The 18409-nt window shown below is 69.6% G+C and carries 17 protein-coding genes and 1 pseudogene; 9 read left to right on the plus strand and 9 right to left on the minus strand.

The window, feature by feature from the left end:
* Window positions 1–3: 3 nt before the first annotated feature.
* Both NAM01S_RS23015 and NAM01S_RS23020 read left to right on the plus strand, forming a co-directional pair.
* On the plus strand, window positions 4–495 hold the full coding sequence (locus tag NAM01S_RS23015) for a YflT domain-containing protein (protein ID WP_067788497.1): 492 nt from the start codon (window positions 4–6) through the stop codon (window positions 493–495).
* A 4-nt stretch (window positions 496–499) separates the two neighbouring features.
* Window positions 500–1078 carry a suppressor of fused domain protein gene (locus NAM01S_RS23020; RefSeq protein WP_157107860.1) on the plus strand — a complete coding sequence of 193 codons (579 nt, stop codon included), beginning with the start codon at window positions 500–502 and terminating at the stop codon, window positions 1076–1078.
* A 12-nt stretch (window positions 1079–1090) separates the two neighbouring features.
* On the opposite strand, the pseudogene NAM01S_RS34260 reads toward NAM01S_RS23020, so the two are convergent.
* Window positions 1091–1762: pseudogene (locus NAM01S_RS34260) on the minus strand (CorA family divalent cation transporter); the annotation flags it as partial.
* A gap of 83 nt (window positions 1763–1845) precedes the next feature.
* Between NAM01S_RS34260 and NAM01S_RS23030 the strand changes: the two are divergent.
* The 4 genes from NAM01S_RS23030 to NAM01S_RS23045 all read left to right on the plus strand — a co-directional run bounded on the left by NAM01S_RS23030 (window position 1846) and on the right by NAM01S_RS23045 (window position 6287).
* The gene (locus NAM01S_RS23030) at window positions 1846–2700 is read left to right on the plus strand and encodes a PHP domain-containing protein (RefSeq protein ID WP_067788500.1); all 855 of its coding nucleotides are present in this window, start codon (window positions 1846–1848) and stop codon (window positions 2698–2700) included.
* Window positions 2697–2963, plus strand: a complete 267-nt coding sequence (locus NAM01S_RS23035; RefSeq protein ID WP_084483199.1) for a hypothetical protein — start codon at window positions 2697–2699, stop codon at window positions 2961–2963. The genes NAM01S_RS23030 and NAM01S_RS23035 overlap by 4 nt, the downstream gene beginning before the upstream one ends.
* A gap of 49 nt (window positions 2964–3012) precedes the next feature.
* The gene (locus NAM01S_RS23040; RefSeq protein ID WP_084483200.1) at window positions 3013–4653 is read left to right on the plus strand and encodes an FAD-dependent oxidoreductase; all 1641 of its coding nucleotides are present in this window, start codon (window positions 3013–3015) and stop codon (window positions 4651–4653) included.
* 437 nt (window positions 4654–5090) lie between these two features.
* Complete coding sequence (locus tag NAM01S_RS23045; RefSeq protein ID WP_067788504.1) at window positions 5091–6287, plus strand: NAD(P)-dependent malic enzyme; 1197 nt, start codon at window positions 5091–5093, stop codon at window positions 6285–6287.
* A gap of 128 nt (window positions 6288–6415) precedes the next feature.
* Here NAM01S_RS23045 and NAM01S_RS23050 read toward each other — a convergent pair whose 3' ends face one another.
* The 5 genes from NAM01S_RS23050 to NAM01S_RS23070 all read right to left on the minus strand — a co-directional run bounded on the left by NAM01S_RS23050 (window position 6416) and on the right by NAM01S_RS23070 (window position 10551).
* Complete coding sequence (locus tag NAM01S_RS23050; protein WP_174554848.1) at window positions 6416–6841, minus strand: CBS domain-containing protein; 426 nt, start codon at window positions 6839–6841, stop codon at window positions 6416–6418.
* 219 nt (window positions 6842–7060) lie between these two features.
* A complete protein-coding gene (locus NAM01S_RS23055) occupies window positions 7061–7765 on the minus strand; it encodes an ABC transporter permease (protein WP_174554849.1) in 705 nt (234 codons plus the stop codon).
* Window positions 7762–8424, minus strand: coding sequence for an ABC transporter permease (locus NAM01S_RS23060; protein WP_067788506.1), 663 nt, complete (start codon window positions 8422–8424; stop codon window positions 7762–7764). Before NAM01S_RS23060 ends, NAM01S_RS23055 begins: the two co-directional genes overlap by 4 nt.
* 46 nt (window positions 8425–8470) lie before the next feature.
* Window positions 8471–9640, minus strand: coding sequence for an ABC transporter ATP-binding protein (locus NAM01S_RS23065; protein ID WP_067788507.1), 1170 nt, complete (start codon window positions 9638–9640; stop codon window positions 8471–8473).
* A 26-nt stretch (window positions 9641–9666) separates the two neighbouring features.
* A complete protein-coding gene (locus NAM01S_RS23070) occupies window positions 9667–10551 on the minus strand; it encodes an ABC transporter substrate-binding protein (RefSeq protein WP_253798468.1) in 885 nt (294 codons plus the stop codon).
* A gap of 225 nt (window positions 10552–10776) precedes the next feature.
* Here NAM01S_RS23070 and NAM01S_RS23075 point away from each other — a divergent pair, with 225 nt between their 5' ends.
* The 3 genes from NAM01S_RS23075 to NAM01S_RS23085 all read left to right on the plus strand — a co-directional run bounded on the left by NAM01S_RS23075 (window position 10777) and on the right by NAM01S_RS23085 (window position 14225).
* A complete protein-coding gene (locus NAM01S_RS23075; RefSeq protein ID WP_253798375.1) occupies window positions 10777–11673 on the plus strand; it encodes a glycine betaine ABC transporter substrate-binding protein in 897 nt (298 codons plus the stop codon).
* A gap of 351 nt (window positions 11674–12024) precedes the next feature.
* On the plus strand, window positions 12025–12702 hold the full coding sequence (locus NAM01S_RS23080) for a PadR family transcriptional regulator (protein WP_067788509.1): 678 nt from the start codon (window positions 12025–12027) through the stop codon (window positions 12700–12702).
* 50 nt (window positions 12703–12752) lie between these two features.
* The gene (locus NAM01S_RS23085) at window positions 12753–14225 is read left to right on the plus strand and encodes an MFS transporter (protein ID WP_067788511.1); all 1473 of its coding nucleotides are present in this window, start codon (window positions 12753–12755) and stop codon (window positions 14223–14225) included.
* 364 nt (window positions 14226–14589) lie between these two features.
* On the opposite strand, the gene NAM01S_RS23095 is transcribed toward NAM01S_RS23085, so the two are convergent.
* From NAM01S_RS23095 to NAM01S_RS23100, 3 genes are all read right to left on the minus strand, one after another.
* A complete protein-coding gene (locus NAM01S_RS23095; protein ID WP_067788516.1) occupies window positions 14590–16365 on the minus strand; it encodes a molybdopterin-dependent oxidoreductase in 1776 nt (591 codons plus the stop codon).
* A gap of 41 nt (window positions 16366–16406) precedes the next feature.
* On the minus strand, window positions 16407–16514 hold the full coding sequence (locus tag NAM01S_RS36200; protein WP_253798373.1) for a CGNR zinc finger domain-containing protein: 108 nt from the start codon (window positions 16512–16514) through the stop codon (window positions 16407–16409).
* Between the two features lie 63 nt (window positions 16515–16577).
* Window positions 16578–18371, minus strand: coding sequence for an AMP-dependent synthetase/ligase (locus NAM01S_RS23100; RefSeq protein WP_067788518.1), 1794 nt, complete (start codon window positions 18369–18371; stop codon window positions 16578–16580).
* Window positions 18372–18409: the final 38 nt, after the last annotated feature.

Below are 18409 nucleotides of genomic sequence, written 5' to 3' on the forward strand. Positions count from 1 at the left end.
GTCATGACGAATCCCTTGGGGAACACGAACCGCGCCCGCCAGGGGTTGCCGACCCCGCCGTCGGGCTGGCCGGTGGGCTCCTATCCGACCTACGCCGAGGCGCAGCGCGCGGTCGACTATCTGGCCGACAACCAGTTCCCGGTGCAGGACGTGACGATCGTCGGCGTCGACCTGATGCAGGTCGAACGGGTGCTCTACCGCCTGAACTGGGGCAAGGTGATCGGCGGCGGCGTGGTCTCCGGCGCGTGGCTCGGCCTCTTCCTCGGCCTGCTGCTGAGTCTGTTCACCACAAGCGGCGCGTTCGGTCCGTTGCTGGTCGGGTTGGTCGGCGGCATCATCTTCGGCGTCATCTCGACCTCGATTCCGTATGCCGCCACCAAGGGGCAGCGCGATTTCGCCTCGACCATGCAGCTGGTGGCGGGCCGTTACGACGTGCTGTGCGACCCGAAGTCGGCCGAGCAGGCGCGGGACATGCTCGCGCGGTTGGCGATCTGAACGCATGGATGTGATGGACAAGGTCCGCACCGGGGTGCTCGACCACTACGGGGTGCCCGCGAGCGGCGTGGATTCGGCCTCGGTGACGTTCCTGGGGCTGGAGCCGATCGAGATCCTGCGGATCGTCGACGGCGACGTCGTGCACTACGCGACGCTGGGCGGCTCGCGACACCCGATGGGCGATCCCGGTGACCTGCACGCCGATCCGGTGCGCGGCCCGCGCGCGGAGCTGGTGCTGACCCTGCGCTCCGGCACAGCCATGCCAGGGCTGCCCAAGGCGCTCGGCATCCTGGTCGCCACGCCCTCCGTGGAAGGCGTTGTGCTGCAAGCCGATGCGCTGCTGGATCTGGGCGAGCCGTTGTGGCAGGGCGCGGCGTTCACCGCGGCGCTGCTCGGCGACAGCGAGATTCCGCAGATTCCGCTGCCCGAACCCGCCGAGCCGGTCAGGTACCTGACGGTGACACCGCTGACCGCCACCGAGGCGGCCTGGGTGCGGGTGCGCGGCGCGCAGGCGCTGCGCGACGCGTGGGCCGAGGCGGGCATCGACGTGCGCGACCCGGGTCGCGGGGCGGCGACGCTGTAGGTCAGAGCCAGGCGCGATGGCCACCCACGCCGAGATCTTCCGCATGTCGGAGTTCTGCGCAGGCTGATCTTGGCGAGGGCCGCGCTGACCAGTTCGCTGAGCGACTCGTCGAAATCGGATATCCGCTCGGCGACCGTGACGTGGTGGTCGGCGACATCGCGCATATAGCGCCGAATCTCCTTGGGCACCGGCAGATCCGGTTTGTGGGCCAGCAGTTGCAGCGGCGCGGCGAGCGGGTTGACCGCGCGGCGCAGCTCGACCACCTCGCGCTCGAGCTGGTAGATCGACTCGATGGTGACGTGGTCGCGCGGGGTGCATTTCGTGCGGCACGTAGGACACCGTGCGCAGCACCAGGAACAGGGTGTCGTCGTAGCGTTCCAGCTTGGGCCGCTGGTGGGCCTTGACCGCGTCCTCGACGGCGAGCGGATGCAGGTCGAAGGTCGAGGCGATGTCGGCCATCTGCGTCTCGTCCGGGTCGTGCAGCCCGATCCACCCGAAGCCCGTCCCGCGCGAACGCACCTCGGCAAGCGCCTCGGTGTGGGTGAATCGGCCGGGCAGCCGGTGCCCGTCGACGTAGACGGCGCAGTCCACGACGGCGCGGGCGGTGGGAACCGGAATGCGCGGGCGCGGCATCGCCGCGCGGCCCTGCCCGCGGAAAGACGGCATGGGCGGTATGGACGGCACGACGACGATGGTAGAGGCCGCGGCCGGTCGAAGCCGTCGGCTGCCGTGCCGGTCGGCGGCCGCGCACTGTAAGACTGGAGGACGTGCGCATCGACCTGCATACCCATTCGACCGCGTCCGACGGCACGGACACCCCCGCCGAACTGGTGCGGAACGCGGCAGCCTCCGGTTTGGACGTGGTCGCGATCACCGATCACGACACCACGGCGGGATGGGCGGAGGCGGTCGACGCGCTACCGAAGGGGCTGACCCTGGTGCGCGGAATGGAGATGTCGTGCGTCGGGCTCGGCGAGGACGGCTGGCCGGTGCCGGTGCATCTGCTCGCCTACCTCTTCGATCCGGCCGACCGCGGTTTCGCCGAGGAGCGCGAGCGGCTGCGCGCCGAGCGGGTGGACCGGCTGCGCGCGATGGCCGAGCTTATGGCCGCCGACGGATTGCCCATCGACCCGGACGCGGTGCTCGCCTCCGCGGGCCCCTCGGCCGGGCGGCCGCACCTGGCGCGCGCCTTGGTCGAAGCGGGCGTGGTGCCGAGCGTGGACGCCGCCTTCACCGAACTGCTCGCGCCGCGCGGTCCGTACTACGCGGAGAAGGCCGACACACCGCTGCACCGCGCCGTCGAGATGATCGCGGGCGCGGGCGGGGTCAGCGTGCTCGCCCACACCAGGGCACGCAAGCGTGGGCGGCTGCTCGCCATCGATGACATCCGCGAACTCGCCAACCTCGGGCTTGGCGGGCTGGAGGTCGACCACCCCGACCATTCCGCGTCCGATCGCGCGGTGCTCACCGGCCTGGCCGACGAACTCGGCTTGCTCACCACCGGCTCGTCGGACTACCACGGCGCGAACAAGACCATCCGGCTCGGCGAATTCACCACCGACCCTGCGCAATTCGAGGAGCTCGCGGGCAAGGCGACGGGCGTGCCCGTGATCAAGTCGTGAGATATCTGCGTGCGATCAGCGGTGTGGTCGCCGCGGGCACGGTGTTGCTGACGCTGGTCGTGGTCGGCGCCGCGTTCATCGGTGGGCGGCGCGGTTTCCCCGGACCGGGCACGGAATCGGTAACCTGGCACCTGATCGCGTCCGCGACAGTGCTTGCGGCGCAGACGTTTTCGGATAGGTATCGGGGTTTTCTCGCCTTTTCCGGATCCGCGGTCGTTTTCTTGGTCACCGGTGTATTGCTTTGGACACAGTGGTGGGGCTGATAGTCCGGTACTGGTTGCGGTCGGGTGAATTGTGGCCGAACATTTTGTTGTGAGCGAGATCGAGACGGATGTGCTGGTTCTCGGCGGCGGCCCCGCCGGAACCTGGGCGGCCGTCTCGGCTGCCGCCGGAGGGGCGAGGGTGGTGCTCGTCGACAAGGCCCGTTGCGGAAGCAGCGGGCCTTCTGCGTTCGGGAGCACCACGGTGTGGAACATCCCGCCCGGCGCCGCCAGGGACGAGGCGGTGCGCCGATCGCATGCGGACGGCGGCCATCTCGGCGCTCCGGAGTGGATCGACCGCGTCTTCGACGAGACGCACCGGCGGATCGAACAGCTGGTGGGCTGGGGCTACCGATTCCCCGACGACCCGCGCGGCGGCTCGCCGCGAGTCCGCATGGACGGCGCGGGATACCTGCGCCGGATGCGCCGCACCGTGATCGAGGCGGGGGTGCGCATCCTCGATCACCATCCCGCCTTGCAACTGCTGCGTGACGGCGACGGCGTGATCGCGGGTGCGGCGGGCGTGCGGCAGAACGACGGTTGCCGTTCCTGGACGGTCCGCGCGGGCGCGGTGGTGGTGGCCACCGGCGGATGCGCGTTTCTCTCCGGTGGCGCTGGGACCGACGTGGCCACCGGCGACGGACTGCTGCTCGCCGCCGAGGCGGGCGCGCGGCTGTCCGGCATGGAGTTCTCCAGCGCCTATTCCCTTGGCCCAGCGCTGAATTCGCCGACTCCGGCCATGCATCCGAGTTTCGCGTCGGGACTCGCGCTGCGTTTCGCGACGCTCTACGACGAGAACGGCGACGTCGTCGCGGGCGGTCGGCACGCGGCGTTCGCGGCGATCGCCGACGGAAGGCGGGTGTTCGCCGCGCTCGACGAGGTGCCGGAGACGGTGCGCCATTGGCTCACCAGGCAGGGCGCGGTCGACCGATTCCAGCGGGTGCCGCTGCGCGCGGTGCTCGAGGGCACGGTGGGTGGAACGGGCGGCCTCGCGCTCACCGGCCCCGACTGCGCGACCACGGTGGCCGGGCTGTACGGCGCGGGTGACGCGGTGAGTCGCGAGGTGATCACCGGCGCGGTGAGCGGAACCGGCGGTCACAGCGGGGCGTGGGCCATCGCGTCCGGCGTGTGGGCGGGATCGGGCGCCGCCCGTTTCGCTCGGAAGCGGGGCCCGATCGGCTCGGTGCGTCCGGTGTCCGGCGCGGGCCTCGCCGCGCGGGCGCGCATCGATCCGCGCGCGATCGTCGGACTGGTCCAGGAGCACACCCTGCCGCTGCGCCGCAGCTATTGGCGCAGCGCGGGCAGCCTGCGCGACAGCATCGCCGAACTCGACGGCATCTGGCCGGGCGCTGCGTTCGCCCTCGGCGGCGTCGGCGCGGATCGGGTGCGCGCCAGGCAGGCCGCGGCCCTGCTCGCGGTGGCCAGATGGACCGAGCACAGCGCGCTGGCGCGCACCGAGACCCGCGGCATGCACCGGCGCACCGACCATCCCGACGGGGGAGCCGAGTGGCGGGTCCGCCTGATGTCGGGCGGGCTGGACAGCGTCTGGGTGAGCGCCGAGCGATTGCGGCGGGTACCGTCGGAGCCCGCGTCCCTCGAGGGCGGGCCGTCCGTCGTGCGCGGTCGGGTGCCGGTCGGGCTGGAGCCCGCGCCGGGTCCGGACCTCACACCTCCCGACCGCTTGGCGATGTGACAACTCACCGCCGCCCGGTGCGCGGGTGCGAGTTTCCCCTAACTTCGGGGTAATTCCAGCCGCCTACCCTCGGAATATGACGCGCAACCGGGATCCGACACACCGGTTTGGCAAGTCATCGGACCGGCTGGCAGAATGTTGCGGATTCCCCTCCTACGCCACCGCCGGGTTCGGGAATCACGGTGTTCCGAGCCGCGCAACGTACCGTCGCGCCCCGAGGATCGCCCCGCATGTTCCGTCCGGACCCACCCGTCCGGCCCCCGCTCTGCGGATCAGTGCAGCGCCACGTCTCGAGCTGATCATCGGTTCTTCGCCACACGAATTCCGACTCGAAACGTCCCGGTCAGCGCACTCGATGAGCGGTACGAATCACCTATTACGAAATACCCGGCGGTAACCGTCCCCCGGTTCAGCCCGACCCGAGCAGGAGTGAAATCGTGTCACCTGTGACTGACGCACCGAATGCGACCGCGAGTTTGTCCGAAATCACCAACGACGAAATCTTCGCTGGACACCTCGGCGGCAAGCTCTCGGTCGAGCTCTCTGCTCCGCTGGAGACGCAGCGCGACCTCTCCATCGCGTACACCCCCGGCGTCGCTCAGGTCAGCCGCGCGATCGCTCAGGACGAGACGCTCGCCAAGCGATACACCTGGACCGACCGACTGGTGGTCGTGGTCAGCGACGGCACCGCCGTCCTCGGCCTCGGCGACATCGGCCCGCGCGCGTCGCTGCCGGTGATGGAGGGCAAGGCCGCACTGTTCAAGAAGTTCGCCGGACTCGACTCCATCCCGATCGTGCTGGACACCAAGGACGTCGACGAGATCGTCGAGACCCTGATCCGGCTGCGCCCCAGCTTCGGCGCGGTCAACCTGGAGGACATCTCCGCGCCGCGCTGCTTCGAGATCGAGAAGCGCGTCATCGAGGCGCTCGACTGCCCCGTCATGCACGACGACCAGCACGGCACCGCGATCGTGGTGCTCGCCGCCCTGAACGGCGCGGCGCGTGTGCAGGGACGTGACATCAGCGGTCTGAAGGTCGTGGTGTCGGGCGCGGGCGCGGCGGGTGTCGCGTGCACCAACATCCTGCTCGCCGCCGGCGTGCGCGACGTCACCGTGCTCGACTCGAAGGGCATCGTCAGCCGCGATCGCGCGGACCTGAACGACGTGAAGTCCGACCTGGCCCAGCGCACCAACCCGCGCGGACTCAACGGCGGCGCCGCCGAGGCGCTCGCGGGCGCGGACGTGTTCCTCGGTCTCTCGGCGGGCCTGATCGCCGAGGAGCTCATCGCCTCGATGGCGCCGGAGGCGATCGTGTTCGCCATGTCCAACCCGGACCCGGAGATCCACCCCGACGTGGCGCGCAAGTACGCCGCCATCGTCGCGACCGGTCGTAGCGACTTCCCGAACCAGATCAACAACGTGCTCGCCTTCCCCGGCGTGTTCAAGGGCGCGCTGGACGCGGGCGCCCGTCGCATCACCGAGGGCATGAAGATCGCCGCCGCCAACGCCATCCTGAGCGTGGTCGCCGACGAGCTCGGCCCCGACAAGATCGTCCCCAGCCCGCTCGACCCGCGGGTCGCCCCGGCCGTCGCCGAGGCCGTCGCCGCCGCCGCGCGTGCGGAGGGCGTTGCGTAACAACTGATTACGCAAGCACAGGGCGCCCCGTTCAACGGCGAACGAGGCGCCCTGCGTCGTTTGTGCGGGGCGGGGTCGTTGTGCGCACGCGGCGTCGTCTTCCCGCGCGCGTGCGCGGCGGGCGGCGGTCAGTGCGGCACATAGACGGCCGAGATGAATTCGGCCAGCTTGCTGTCGGAGATGTTCTTTGCCAGATCGGCTTCGGAGATCATGCCGATCAGGCGCTTGTTCTCCATCACCGGCAGCCGCTTGATCTGGTTCTGCTCCATGATGTCCAGCACCTGCTGCAGCTCGGCATCGGCGTCGACCCAGCGTGGGGTGCCCTTGGCGAGATCGCCCGCGCGGACGCGGCTGGGATCGTGGCCCTCGGCGATGCACCGCACGACGATGTCGCGATCGGTCACCATGCCGACCAGCCGGTCGTTCTCGCAGATCGGCAGGGCGCCCACGTCCATGTTGCGCATCATCTGGGCGGCGCGGTCGAGCGTCTCGTCCGCGGGGATGCACTCCGCCTCGGCGTGCATGATGTCCCGTGCCTTCATCGGTGCGTTCATGCTCACGGCAATCCTCCTGTCTCGGGTTGGGTTCCCGTAGGACTCGAGGTTGCGCAGGTCTCGACACGGTTTGCCACAGTTGCGTCGAGCGCGTGCACGGCTGACGACTCCTACGGCCACTGTCATAGTGACCTAGATCACACTCCGGGTCAATAGCCGCGGACTGCGCGGACCGTCGACGACTCGCGTCCGGTCGCGAGGAACACGGCGGATCGGTGGTTACCGCGCGACTTGCCGCACCTCGACCGGAGTCGGCGTCCTGCGCAGGCGCCCGGTTCCCGGGGTCGTCGCCCAGACGACGAGTGCGAGCAGTCCGTCCAGCAGCATCGCCAGCGCGGCCACCAGCAACGCGCCAACCAGCACCCGGTCGTAGCGGTGCAGGCCGAGCCCGTCGAAGATGTAGCGGCCGAGCCCGCCGAGGTTCACGTACGCCGCGATCGTCGCGGTGGCCACCACCTGCAAGGTGGCGCCGCGCAGGCCGTTCACCAGGATCGGCATGGCGTTGGGAACTTCCACCCGGAACAGGATCTGCCGCTCGGTCATACCCATCGCCCTTGACGCGTCGACCACGTCGGCGGGCACATTGGCCACGCCCGCGTACGCACCGGCGAGCAGCGGCGGGATGCCGACGGTGAGCAGCGCGAGCAGCGGCGGAATCAGGCCGAGGCCGAGCAGCAGCACCAAGAAGGTGAGCAGACCGAGGGTCGGCAGCGCGCGCATCGCGTTGGCGAAGCCGACGAGCACCGCGGCGCCGCGCCGCCGATGGCCGATGACGAGTCCGAGCGGCACCGCGATCAGCGCGGATCCGGCGACCGCCAGCAGCGTGTACCAAAGATGTTGCGCCAGGCGGAATTCGATGCCGGTGGGTCCGCCCCAGTTGGCGCCGTCGGTGAAGTAGTGCCAGGCGTCGACGAACAGGTTCACGCGCTCGCCCCTCGCCTCGTTCGCCCGTCGGCCCTGGTCCACGGCGTCGCCCAGCGCCCGAGCAGGTAGACGAGCCGGTCGAAGACGAGCGCGAGCGCCAGCGTCACGATGATGCCCGCCACGATCTCGTCCGGGTAGTCGCGTTGATAGCCCTGGGTGAACAGTTTGCCGAGGCCGCCGACGCCGATCAGCGCGCCGACCGAGACCATCGCGATATTGGTGACCACCACCACGCGCAGGTTCGACACGAAAACCGGGATGGCCAACGGCATGTCGACGGTGAGTGTCCGCCGAAGGGGTCCGAATCCGACGGCGTCGGCGGCGTCGACAACGGCAGCGGGCACCGAGTCCAGCGCCACCGGCACCGCGATGATCAGGAGCGCGGTCGAGTAGATGGTCAGGGCGATGACGACGTTCCACGGGTCGATCGCCGAAAGGCCCACCAGCGGAGGGATTATCACGAACAGCGCGAGCGAGGGCACGGTGTAGGCCAGGCTCGCCGCCGTCACGGTGATCCGCCGCAGCCACGGGATCCGCCGGATCATCGCGCCCGCGGGGATGGCGATCACCAGGCCGAACAGCAAGGGCAGCAAGGCGAGATACAGGTGCGTCTTGGTGATCTCGAGAATCTCGGAGAAGTTGTCGATCAGATATCGCACGCGGTCTCCCGCCCGTCGACCCGACCGGTGACGCGGTCCGCGCGGCTCACGAATCGGTCCCGTCGTTGCCGGAGAGCCCCTGTTCGCGGGCTAGCCGATCGCGTTCGAGATCCTCCGCCTCGCGCTGGGCGGCGAGCTGGGCGATCACGTCGGCGGCCAGCACGCCGCCACGAACGAGACCCGATTCGTCCACGGCCACACCGATTCCGGACGGCGACGAGATCGCGGCGTCCAGCGCCTGTCGCAGGTCGCCGGTGGGGGTGAACAGCGAACCGCCCGCCGACATGCATTCCGCGAGCGGCGTGCCAGCGCGCCGTGCTTCGACGGCGGCCGCGTCGACCCAGCCGAGCGGCTTGACCGCCTCGTCCACCACGAGCACCCAGTCGCCCCGTTCCAGACGCAGCGCGCCGACCGCGCCCGCTGTCGCGGTCGGAATGTCGTGCAGCGGAACGTCATCGGCCGAGCGGAAGGAGAGACCACGATAGCCGCGATCGCGACCGACGAACTCGGCGACGAAATCCGTTGCGGGCGCGGCGAGTACGCGCTGCGGTGGATCGTACTGCTGGAGCACGCCGGAGCGGCCGAAGACCGCGAGCCGATCGCCGAGGGTGATGGCCTCATCGATGTCGTGGGTGACGAACACGATGGTCTTGTGCAATTCCGCTTGCAGCCGCCGCATTTCGCTCTGCAACTCGGCGCGCACCACCGGGTCGACGGCGCTGAACGGCTCGTCCATCAGCAGGATCGGCGGGTCGGCGGCCAGCGCCCGCGCCACCCCGACCCGCTGCTGCTGACCGCCGGAGAGCTGCGCGGGGTAGCGCTGGGCGAGCCCGCGGTCCAAGCCCACCCGGTCCAGGACCTCGAGCGCGGCCTTGCGCGCCGCCCGTCGCGAATCGCCGCGCAGCACCGGCACTGTCGCGACATTGTCGAGCACCGTGCGGTGCGGCAGCAGGCCGCCGCTCTGGATCACATAGCCGATGCCGAGGCGGAGCCGAACCGGATCCAATGCCGAGATATCTTGTCCGCCAACGGTGATGGTGCCCGTGGTGGGCTGGATCATCCGGTTGATCATCCGCATCGAGGTGGTCTTCCCGCAGCCGGACGGTCCGACGAACACGGTGAACGAGCCCGATTCGATGTGCAGATCGAGGTCGGTGACGGCGTGCGTGCCGTCCGGATAGGTCTTGCCGACGCCGCGGAATACGATTTCCGACACTGCTGTCTTCCCTTCCCCCGCGGTACTCACCCGACCGGTGTGTTCAACCCCTGCGCCGCTACCCACGCCTTGGCGGCCGCCGCCGGTTCGGTCTTGCTGCTGCCCGACACGGCCTCGTTCAGTTCGATCAGCTCCTCGGTGGTGAGCTTGGCCGAGACCGCGTTGAGCGCGGCGACCGCCTTGTCGGACTTCTTGGCGGAGTTGAACAGCGGAATCACGTTCTGCGCCGGGAAGTTGTGCTTCGGGTCCTCGAGCACCACGAGATCGTTCTCGGCGATCGCGGGGGAGGTGGTGAAGATATTGGCCGCGGTGACCTGACCCTCCAGCAGCGCGCGCACGGTGGCCGGACCGCCGCCGTCGGCGATCGGGACGAAATTGTTCGCGGCGATGTCGAGTCCGTAGTTTTCCTTCAAGCCGGGCAGACCGCCCTTCCGTTCCTGGAATTCCGCGGGCGCGCCGAACTTCACCTCGGCCGAATGCGCCGCGAGATCGGCGATGGTGCGCAGATTCCAGCGTTCGGCGGTGGCCTTGGTGACGACCACCGCGTCGGAGTCCTCGCCGGGTGCCGGTGCGGAGGTGGCCAGCTGGTCACCGAGCGCGCCGGCCAGCGCGGCCTCGACGTCGGCGGCGCTGGTCGCGGTCGCGTCCTTGTCCAAGTACTGCAACAGGTTGCCGGTGTACTCGGGGATCACCGAGATCGCGCACTGGCGCAGCGCCGGGATATAGGCCTCGCGGCTGCCGATATTGAGCCGAGTGTCCACCTGGAAGCCGTTGACCCGCAGCACCTCCGCGTACACGTGGGCGACGGTCTCGGACTCCGGGAAGTTCGCCGAGCCGACGATCAGGCCCTCGCCCGCACAGTCGCCGTCGGCGGCGAGCGGATCGGACTCGCCGCATGCCGACAGGATCATGCCGACGGCGAGGAGCGTGGCGGCGGCGAAAAGCTGGGAGGCGCGCAGCGCGAGCCGCAGCGCCGATCGCCCGGCAAGGGGGGTGATCGTGGTCTTCACGGGAGTCCTTCCGGCAGATGCGGACGGTGCGTGCGGCCGAGGCCGGACGGGCACCGGTACATTCTGGTTGTCCATACTGCCCGCAACTGGGTGTTTCTGTCGGCTGTAGTCGTCTTCGGAGAGTTGGTGTCGCCGGTGGTTCTGGCCGCGTCGAGGCGGATGCTTGCCCGGGTGCTGGTCGTCGCGGCCGCGGCGGCGGTCGTTTCCTGCGGAAACGACGAAGCCGGTCCGCCCTTCATCGTGGGTGCTGGAGACGCGGTGGAATCGCGGGTGCTCGCGGAGATCTACGCGGGTGCGCTGGCCAGGACCGGGCTGCCGGTCGCCGTGCTGCCGGAGCTCGGTGAGCGGGCCGACTATCTGGCCGCCCTGGACGCGGGCCGGGTCGCGTTGGTCGGCGAGCACACCGGCGAACTGCTGGCCCACTACGACAGCGGGTCCGCGGCGCGCACACCGTCCGATGTGGTCAAGGATCTGAATCGTTCGCTGCCGGAGGGATTGGTCGTCTCGGATCCGGCCGACGGGACCGATCTGCGACCGCGCGTCCTCGTCACGGCGGAGGCCGCGCGTCGCGACGACGTGGATTCGGTCGCCGAGCTCGCGCCGCGGTGCGCGGAGCTGCGGGCCGGGCTGGCTCCCGCGCCGGATGTGTTGCGCGTTCCCGCTGTGCCGCAGGTCGCGGGGTGCGACTTCGCGGGCGCGACGCCGTTCGACGATGCGATGGATCTGCGAAACGCGTTGCTGGACAGTTCTGTTCAAGCCGGTGTGGTCGGCGGACCGTCCGCGCTGACGGCTTCGGTCACCGAGGGGCTGACGGTGTTGACCGATGCCGACTACGCGCTGCGCGCCGAGAACGTGGTGCCGGTGTTCCGCAAAGGTCTGCTCGATGATCAGCGCGTTCGGAAGTTGAACTATGTGGCGGGGGAGCTCACGACGGACGAGCTGGTCGAGATGATTCGACGCGTGCGGGACGGGGCCGCGGCGGGGGAGGTCGCGCGGGCCTGGTTGGACCAGCACGGTTTGTAGATCCCGTCGCGCTGTGGTCGGGCGTCAGTGTGGTGCCACCCGCTGTCCGGCGCTTGTTTGTGGTTTCGGCGCGCCCCGGTCATGGCTGGGATCGGGGGTTCGCCGCGGGTTGCCGTGTGCTTCTCGTTGCCCCGAATCACGGGTTAGGGGTAGGTAGTCGCGGCAAGCCGGGTGTCGCCGATCACAGGTGCGCCGGTGTTCACACCCTTGTCGCACCAATGCTCCGGGCCGTATATTCCACGTGGAGTATTTGGTGTGGAGTATGTCGGAGCCCGCGACTATCGTTCGCGTTCAGCTCGGCGGCTCGTCTCCCGCGGCGCGGCGGGATGGATTCCAGCGGGAGGTGATCACATGGGCCAGGTGCGTCCGGCATTGACCGCATTGGCGGTCGCCGTGCTCGCGCTGCTCGAGGAGCGGCCCATGCATCCGTACGAGATGTATCAGCTGCTGCTCCGGCGGGGCGAGGACCTGCTGGTCAAGCTGCGGCCCGGCTCGCTCTATCACACCGTCGCCCGGCTGGCCGATCAGGAACTGGTGCGCGCCGAGTGCGTCGACCGGGCGGGCAACCGGCCCGAGCGCACCACCTATCGGATCACCACGTCGGGCCGGGAAGCGTTGCGCGCCAGGCTCACCGAGATCCTGCGGTATCCCGCGCCGGAGTATCCGCTGTTCCCGGTGGCGCTGGCCGAAGCGCACAACCTCCCCAAGGACGACGTGCTCACGCTGGTACGGGAACGCGTCGCGCACCTGCGGAACGATCTCGCCGATCTCGACACCATGGCCGACTGGGCCCGCACCCACGAGGTGGAGCGGCGCTACTGGATCGTGCTGCCCTACCTGCGCGCCACGCTCTCCGCGGAGCTCACGTGGCTGACCGGTTTCCTCGACGAATTGGCTTGCGGCGCACTGGAGTGGGAGAAGTTCGACGCGCGCACCGGTGCGCGGCTGGCCGGATCCGAACACCCCTGGGCCGACAATCCCCCGGAGCGACCGCCCGTGCCGCGGCGCTCGGCGGGGGCCACGTCGTGACGGCGCCGAACGATCAGACTCGTCGACCCTCCTGGAGAGGAACGAAAACCGTGTCCACAGAACGCAACCCGTGGCCCGCGCTGCTGGCGCTCGTCGTCGGCTTCTTCATGATCCTGCTGGACATGACCATCGTCGCGGTCGCCAATCCGGCGATCATGCGGGATCTGCAAGCCGACATCTCCCAGGTCATCTGGGTGACCAGCGCCTACCTGCTGACCTACGCGGTGCCGCTGCTGGTGACCGGCAGGCTCGGTGATCGCTACGGTCCCAAGAACATCTACCTGATCGGGCTCGCGGTGTTCACCGCCGCGTCGCTGTGGTGCGGGCTGTCGCAGACGGTCGGCATGCTGATCGCCGCGCGCGCCGCGCAGGGTCTCGGCGCCGCGCTCATGACGCCGCAGACCATGGCGGTGATCACCCGCACCTTCGCGCCGGACAAGCGCGGCGCGGCCATGGGTCTGTGGGGCGGCGTGGCCGGCCTGGCCACCCTGGTCGGCCCGATTCTGGGCGGGGTGCTGGTCGACGGGTTGAGCTGGGAGTGGATCTTCATCGTCAACGTGCCGGTGGGCATCGTGGCCTTCGTGCTGGCGGTGTGGCTGGTGCCCGCGCTGCCGACGAGCCGGCACAAGTTCGATATTCCCGGCGTGTTGCTCAGCGGCGTCGGCATGTTCCTGCTGGTGTTCGGCATCCAGGAGGGCAACAGTTACGACTGGTCGCCGCGCATCTGGCTGACGATCGGCGCGGGTCTGGTGGTGCTCGGGATCTTCGTGGTGAACCAGGCGCGCAACACCGGCGAGCCGCTGGTGCCGCTCGCCCTGTTCCGTGACCGCAACTTCGCGCTGTCGAACGTGGCCATCGCCGCGATGGGCGCGACGGTGGTCTCGGTGATGGTGCCCGCCTACTTCTATCTGCAAGCGGTGCGGGAGTTGTCGCCGACCAGGTCGGCGCTGGTCTTCGCGCCCATGGCCATCGTGACCGGCGTCTTCGCGCCGTTCGTCGGCAAGTTCGCCGACCGGCTGCACCCGCGGATCGTGCCGACCCTCGGCTTCGCGCTGTTCGCGGTGTCGATCTTCTGGTGGTCGGTGATCATGACGCCGGACTCGAACCTCGCGTGGTTCCTGGTGGCGTCGGCGCTGGCCGGTTTCGCCAACGCCTGCATCTGGGCGCCGCTGGCCGCCACCGCCACCCACAACCTGCCCGTTCAGCAGGCCGGCGCGGGTGCGGGCATCTACAACACCACCCGCCAGGTCGGTTCGGTCCTCGGCAGCGCCGCCATCGGCGCCCTGATCGCGGCCCGCATGTCCGCCAACGGACTCTCCGGCGGCGCGCCGACCGCGGAAGGCGTCGGCCACGGCCCCATCCCCCCGCAGATCGTCGGCGAATTCAGCTCCGCCCTAAGCGAATCCATCCTCCTCCCCGCCGCCATCCTGCTGATCGGCGTCCTGGCCTCGGCCCTCTTCATCCGCCACGGCGCCGCAACCCCCACCGACGAACCCGCCAAGGTCGACACCGTCAAGGCCTGACCCTGTGCCCGGCCGTCGCATCGCCGCGCCGCGTGGGGATGCGACGGTCACCGGACGAGCCCGGAAAGACGTTCCCAATCCACCTTCAAACGCACCGGCATATCGATGACCTCGGCCCCGCCCGGCTCCAGCACGAGGTGCGGCCGGTACTGCGTCAGCGCATGGCCCAGTACGAAGACCTCGATCGAGTCGACCCGGTTGTCCGCGATCCAGACGTCGCGGACATGTGCGCCCCTTGGGATAGGCCAACTACCTGGACAGACCCTATCCGCAGGTCTCCTGCGAACTCTATTGCTTTCAGTGAACACAATTGATTTCAGTGAAGAATATTGCGTCCGATGCGGGATGGGGGCGCCGGTTCGGGTCAGCCGATGGTGAGGGTGAGGGTGGGGTGGCCGGTGGCGCCGTCGGGGATGACGTCGCGGCGGTCGGCGGTTTGAGTTTCGCCGGTGCCGTCGGTGGCGCGGGCGCGGAGGGTGTGGGTGCCGGGAGTGGCGTCCCAGTCGTAGACCCATTGGCGCCAGGTGTCGATGGACTGTTCGGTGGACAGGCGGGCGGGGCGCCAGTCGCCGTTGTCGATCTGCACCTCGACGGCGGTGATGCCGCGGTGCTGGGCCCAGGCCACGCCGGCGACGGGGATGCGGCCTGGTGGTCTGCGGACGCGCCCGCGCGGCGTGTCGATGCGGGTGCCGGTCTTGATCGGGCCGTGGGCCGACCAGCCGCGGCGGGTCCAGTAGGCGGTGGCGCGGTCGAATCGGGTGACCTCGAGTTCGGTCACCCATTTGGTGGCCGAGACGTAGCCGTAGAGGCCGGGCACCACCAGCCGGGCCGGGTAGCCGTGCGAGACCGGCAGCGGTTCGCCGTTCATGCCGACCGCGAGCAGGGCGTCGCGGCCGTCGGTGAGCACGGCCAACGGGCTGCCCGCCGTCCAGCCGTCCTTGCTGCGGGAGAGCACCATGTCGGCGTCGGGATGCGGACCGGCCTCGGCGAGCAATTCGTCGAGGCGGTAGCCGCGCCACAGGGCGTTGCCGATCAGGTCGCCGTTCACCGGATTCGACACGCAGGCCAGCGTGATCAGCCGCTCCACGACCGGCCGCTCTGCGAGATCCGCCCAGCCGATACTGATTTCGCGGTCCACCATGCCGTGGATGCGCAGCGACCAGTCCTCGATCGACACCTGCGGCAGGAACAGCGCGGTGTCGATCCGATAGAAGTCGTCGTTGGCGGTGATGTAGGGCGTCAGCCCCGGCACCCGCAGATCGGCGTCGGGCAGCAACGAGATCCCCGGCTCGGTCGGCCGCGGCAAGACCACCGCCGCCCGCTCCCCGGAAACGTCTCCGCGCCGCACTCCGAACAACCGGCCACCCACCCCGGCCGCCACCGCCAGACCCCCGGTAATCGCCAGGCCCCGCAACAGATCCCGCCGCTGCGGTTCCACCGCGGTCCGCGCGGCCGCAGCAGGACCGGTTCCAGCATCCGCGTCGGCCTGCGAATCCGCCGAAGGGGATATGGCCTCGGCGTGGGCGGCGGGCGCAGCAGGTCCTGCGGTCCCACCGATGGCAGCACCGTCCGAGTGTGGCTGCGCGCCAATGGTTTCCGGCGGAGCGGCCAGGGACTCGGCGGGGCCTTGGTGAACCTGCGGGGACGGCGGTGGAGCGGGGGTGCGGCCGGATTGTGCCTTGTCCGGCGCAGATGGTGCGGTTGTCGCGCCCTGGAACGCATCCGCGATCTGCTCGGTCAGCACGCGGAGCGCGTAAATGCCTGCGGCAACGCCGATTACGGTCGGTAGCGCGGCGAGAAAACCGTACCGCTCGGCGGCGAGGAAGGCGGCGATCAAGCCGAAGAAGACGAGCAGCGTGGAGCCGGTCGCCCGGTCGACGCGTTCGAGTGCGCCGGCGAGCCCCGCGACGAGAACCGCGACAATCCCCATGCAAACGAACAGCACCGTCTTGTCCGCGGTGCCGAACGTGCTGATCGCCCATTCGCGCAGGCCATCGGGAGTCCGGTCGACAACGGTCGAGCCGAGCACATACATCGGCGCGCTCTCGGACCGAATGAACGCCGCGAACAGCTCCGCCACACCCATTGCCAGCCCGGCGGACAGTATCCCGGCAGCCACCCGCCACCGCAGTACGGCCATGCCGCGAGCCTACTGCGCCCACCCCGCCCGCGCTCGGCCGTCTATTCCTTGTGCTTGCGGTAGTAGCGCGCCACGCGGACGCGGTTTCCGCAGCGGTCGGGGGAGCACCAGCGGCGTTTGGGGTGGGCGGGAGCCGAGCCGGCCCCCACGCAACGCGAAAGGCGCTGCCCGCGAGCCGAACTCGCGAACAGCGCCCTTCGGCGATCAGCCGATCAGCTGTAGATCTTCTCCACCTCGGTGGCGTACTGCTTCATCACGACGGCGCGCTTGAGCGACATCTTCGGGGTGAGCTCGCCGCCCTCCTGGGTCCAGTCGACCGCGAGGATGCGGGTCTTCTTGATCTGCTCGGCGTGCGAGACCTTCTTGTTGGTCTCGGCGATCGCGGCGTCGATCTCGGCGACCAGCTCGGCGTTCTCGATCAGCTTCTCGATCGGGGTGTCGGCGGGCAGGCCGTGCCGTTCCTTCCAGCCGGGCAGCGCCTCCGGGTCGAGGGTGATCAGCGCGCCGATGAACGGCTGACCGTCGCCGACCACCATCACCTGGCTGATCAGCGGGTGCGCCCGCAGCGAGTCCTCGAGCAGCGCGGGGGAGACGTTCTTGCCGCCCGCGGTGACGATGATTTCCTTCTTACGGCCGGTGATGGTGACGAAGCCGTCGGCGTCGATGGCGCCGAGGTCGCCGGTCTTGAACCAGCCGTCCTCGAAGGCGTCCTCGGTGGCCTCGGCGTTGCCCCAGTAGCCGCCGAACACCACCGAGCCGCGCAGCAGCAGCTCGCCGTCCTCGGCGATCTTGGCGGCGTGGCCCTCGATCGGACGGCCGACGGAGCCGACCCGGATCTGCTCGGGGGTGTTCACGGTGATGGCGGCCGTGGTCTCGGTGAGGCCGTAGCCCTCGTAGATGGTCACGCCGACGCCGCGGAAGAAGTGGCCGAGGCGCGCGCCGAGCGGGCCGCCGCCGGAGACGGCCGCCTCGCACCGACCGCCGAGCGCCGCCCGCAGCTTGCTGTAGACCAGCTTGTCGAAGACGGTGTGCTTGAGCTTGAGCACCAGGCCAGGCCCGCCGTTGTCGAGCGCCTCGCTGTAGGCGATGGCGGTGTCGGCGGCGGCGTCGAAGATCTTGCCCTTGCCGCCGTCGTGCGCCTTCTGCTTGGAGGCGTTGAACACCTTCTCGAAGACGCGCGGCACCGAGAGGATGAAGTGCGGCCGGTAGCTGCCGAACTGGTCGACAAGGGTGGACCAGTCGGAGGTGTGCGCGACGATCACCTTGGCGTCGAACGCCGTCAGCGCCACCGCGCGCGCGAACACGTGCGCGAGCGGCAGGAACATCAGGGTCTTCTTGCCCTCGGTGATGTACTTCTTCAGCGCGATCCGGTCGGACTTGGATTCCGCGTAGAGGTTCGCGTGGGTGAGCATGACGCCCTTGGGGCGGCCCGTGGTGCCCGAGGTGTAGATCAGGGTGGCGGGCGAGGCGGCGCCGACCTGCGCGCGGCGGTCGTGCACGGCCTGGTCGTCCAGCCCGGCGCCGCGGGCGATCAGCTCGTCGACGGCGCCCTTGTCGATCTGCAGGGTTTCCCGCAGCTCGGGCAGCGAGCCCGCCTCGATCTCGTCGATGGTGGCGCGGTGCTTGTCGTTGTCGACGACGAGCAGCTTGGTCGCCGAGTCCTGCAGGATCCACTTGGCCTGCTCGGCGGCCGAGCTGTCGTAGATGGCGACGGTGCAGCCACCCGCCGCCCAGATGGCGAAGTCGAGCACGGCCCACTCGTACCGCGTGGGGGCCATGATGGCGACCCGGTCGCCGAGTTCGATGCCGGAGGCGATGATGCCCTTGGCCACGCCGGTGACGGTTGTGGCGAACTCCGCCGCCGTGACGTCGCGCCACCCGCCGCTGCCGTTCGGCACATTGAACAGCACCGCGTTCGGCGTCTGCTCGGCGTGGCGGAAGACGTTGTCGGAATTGTTCGCGTCATCCGGAATGGTGTAGGAAGCCGGGACTTCGAACTCTCGCATCAGTGCCCTTCCACGTGGGTTTACTCGCCAGTAATCTA

This window comes from Nocardia amikacinitolerans NBRC 108937 (assembly GCF_001612615.1).
Lineage (GTDB): Bacteria > Actinomycetota > Actinomycetes > Mycobacteriales > Mycobacteriaceae > Nocardia > Nocardia amikacinitolerans.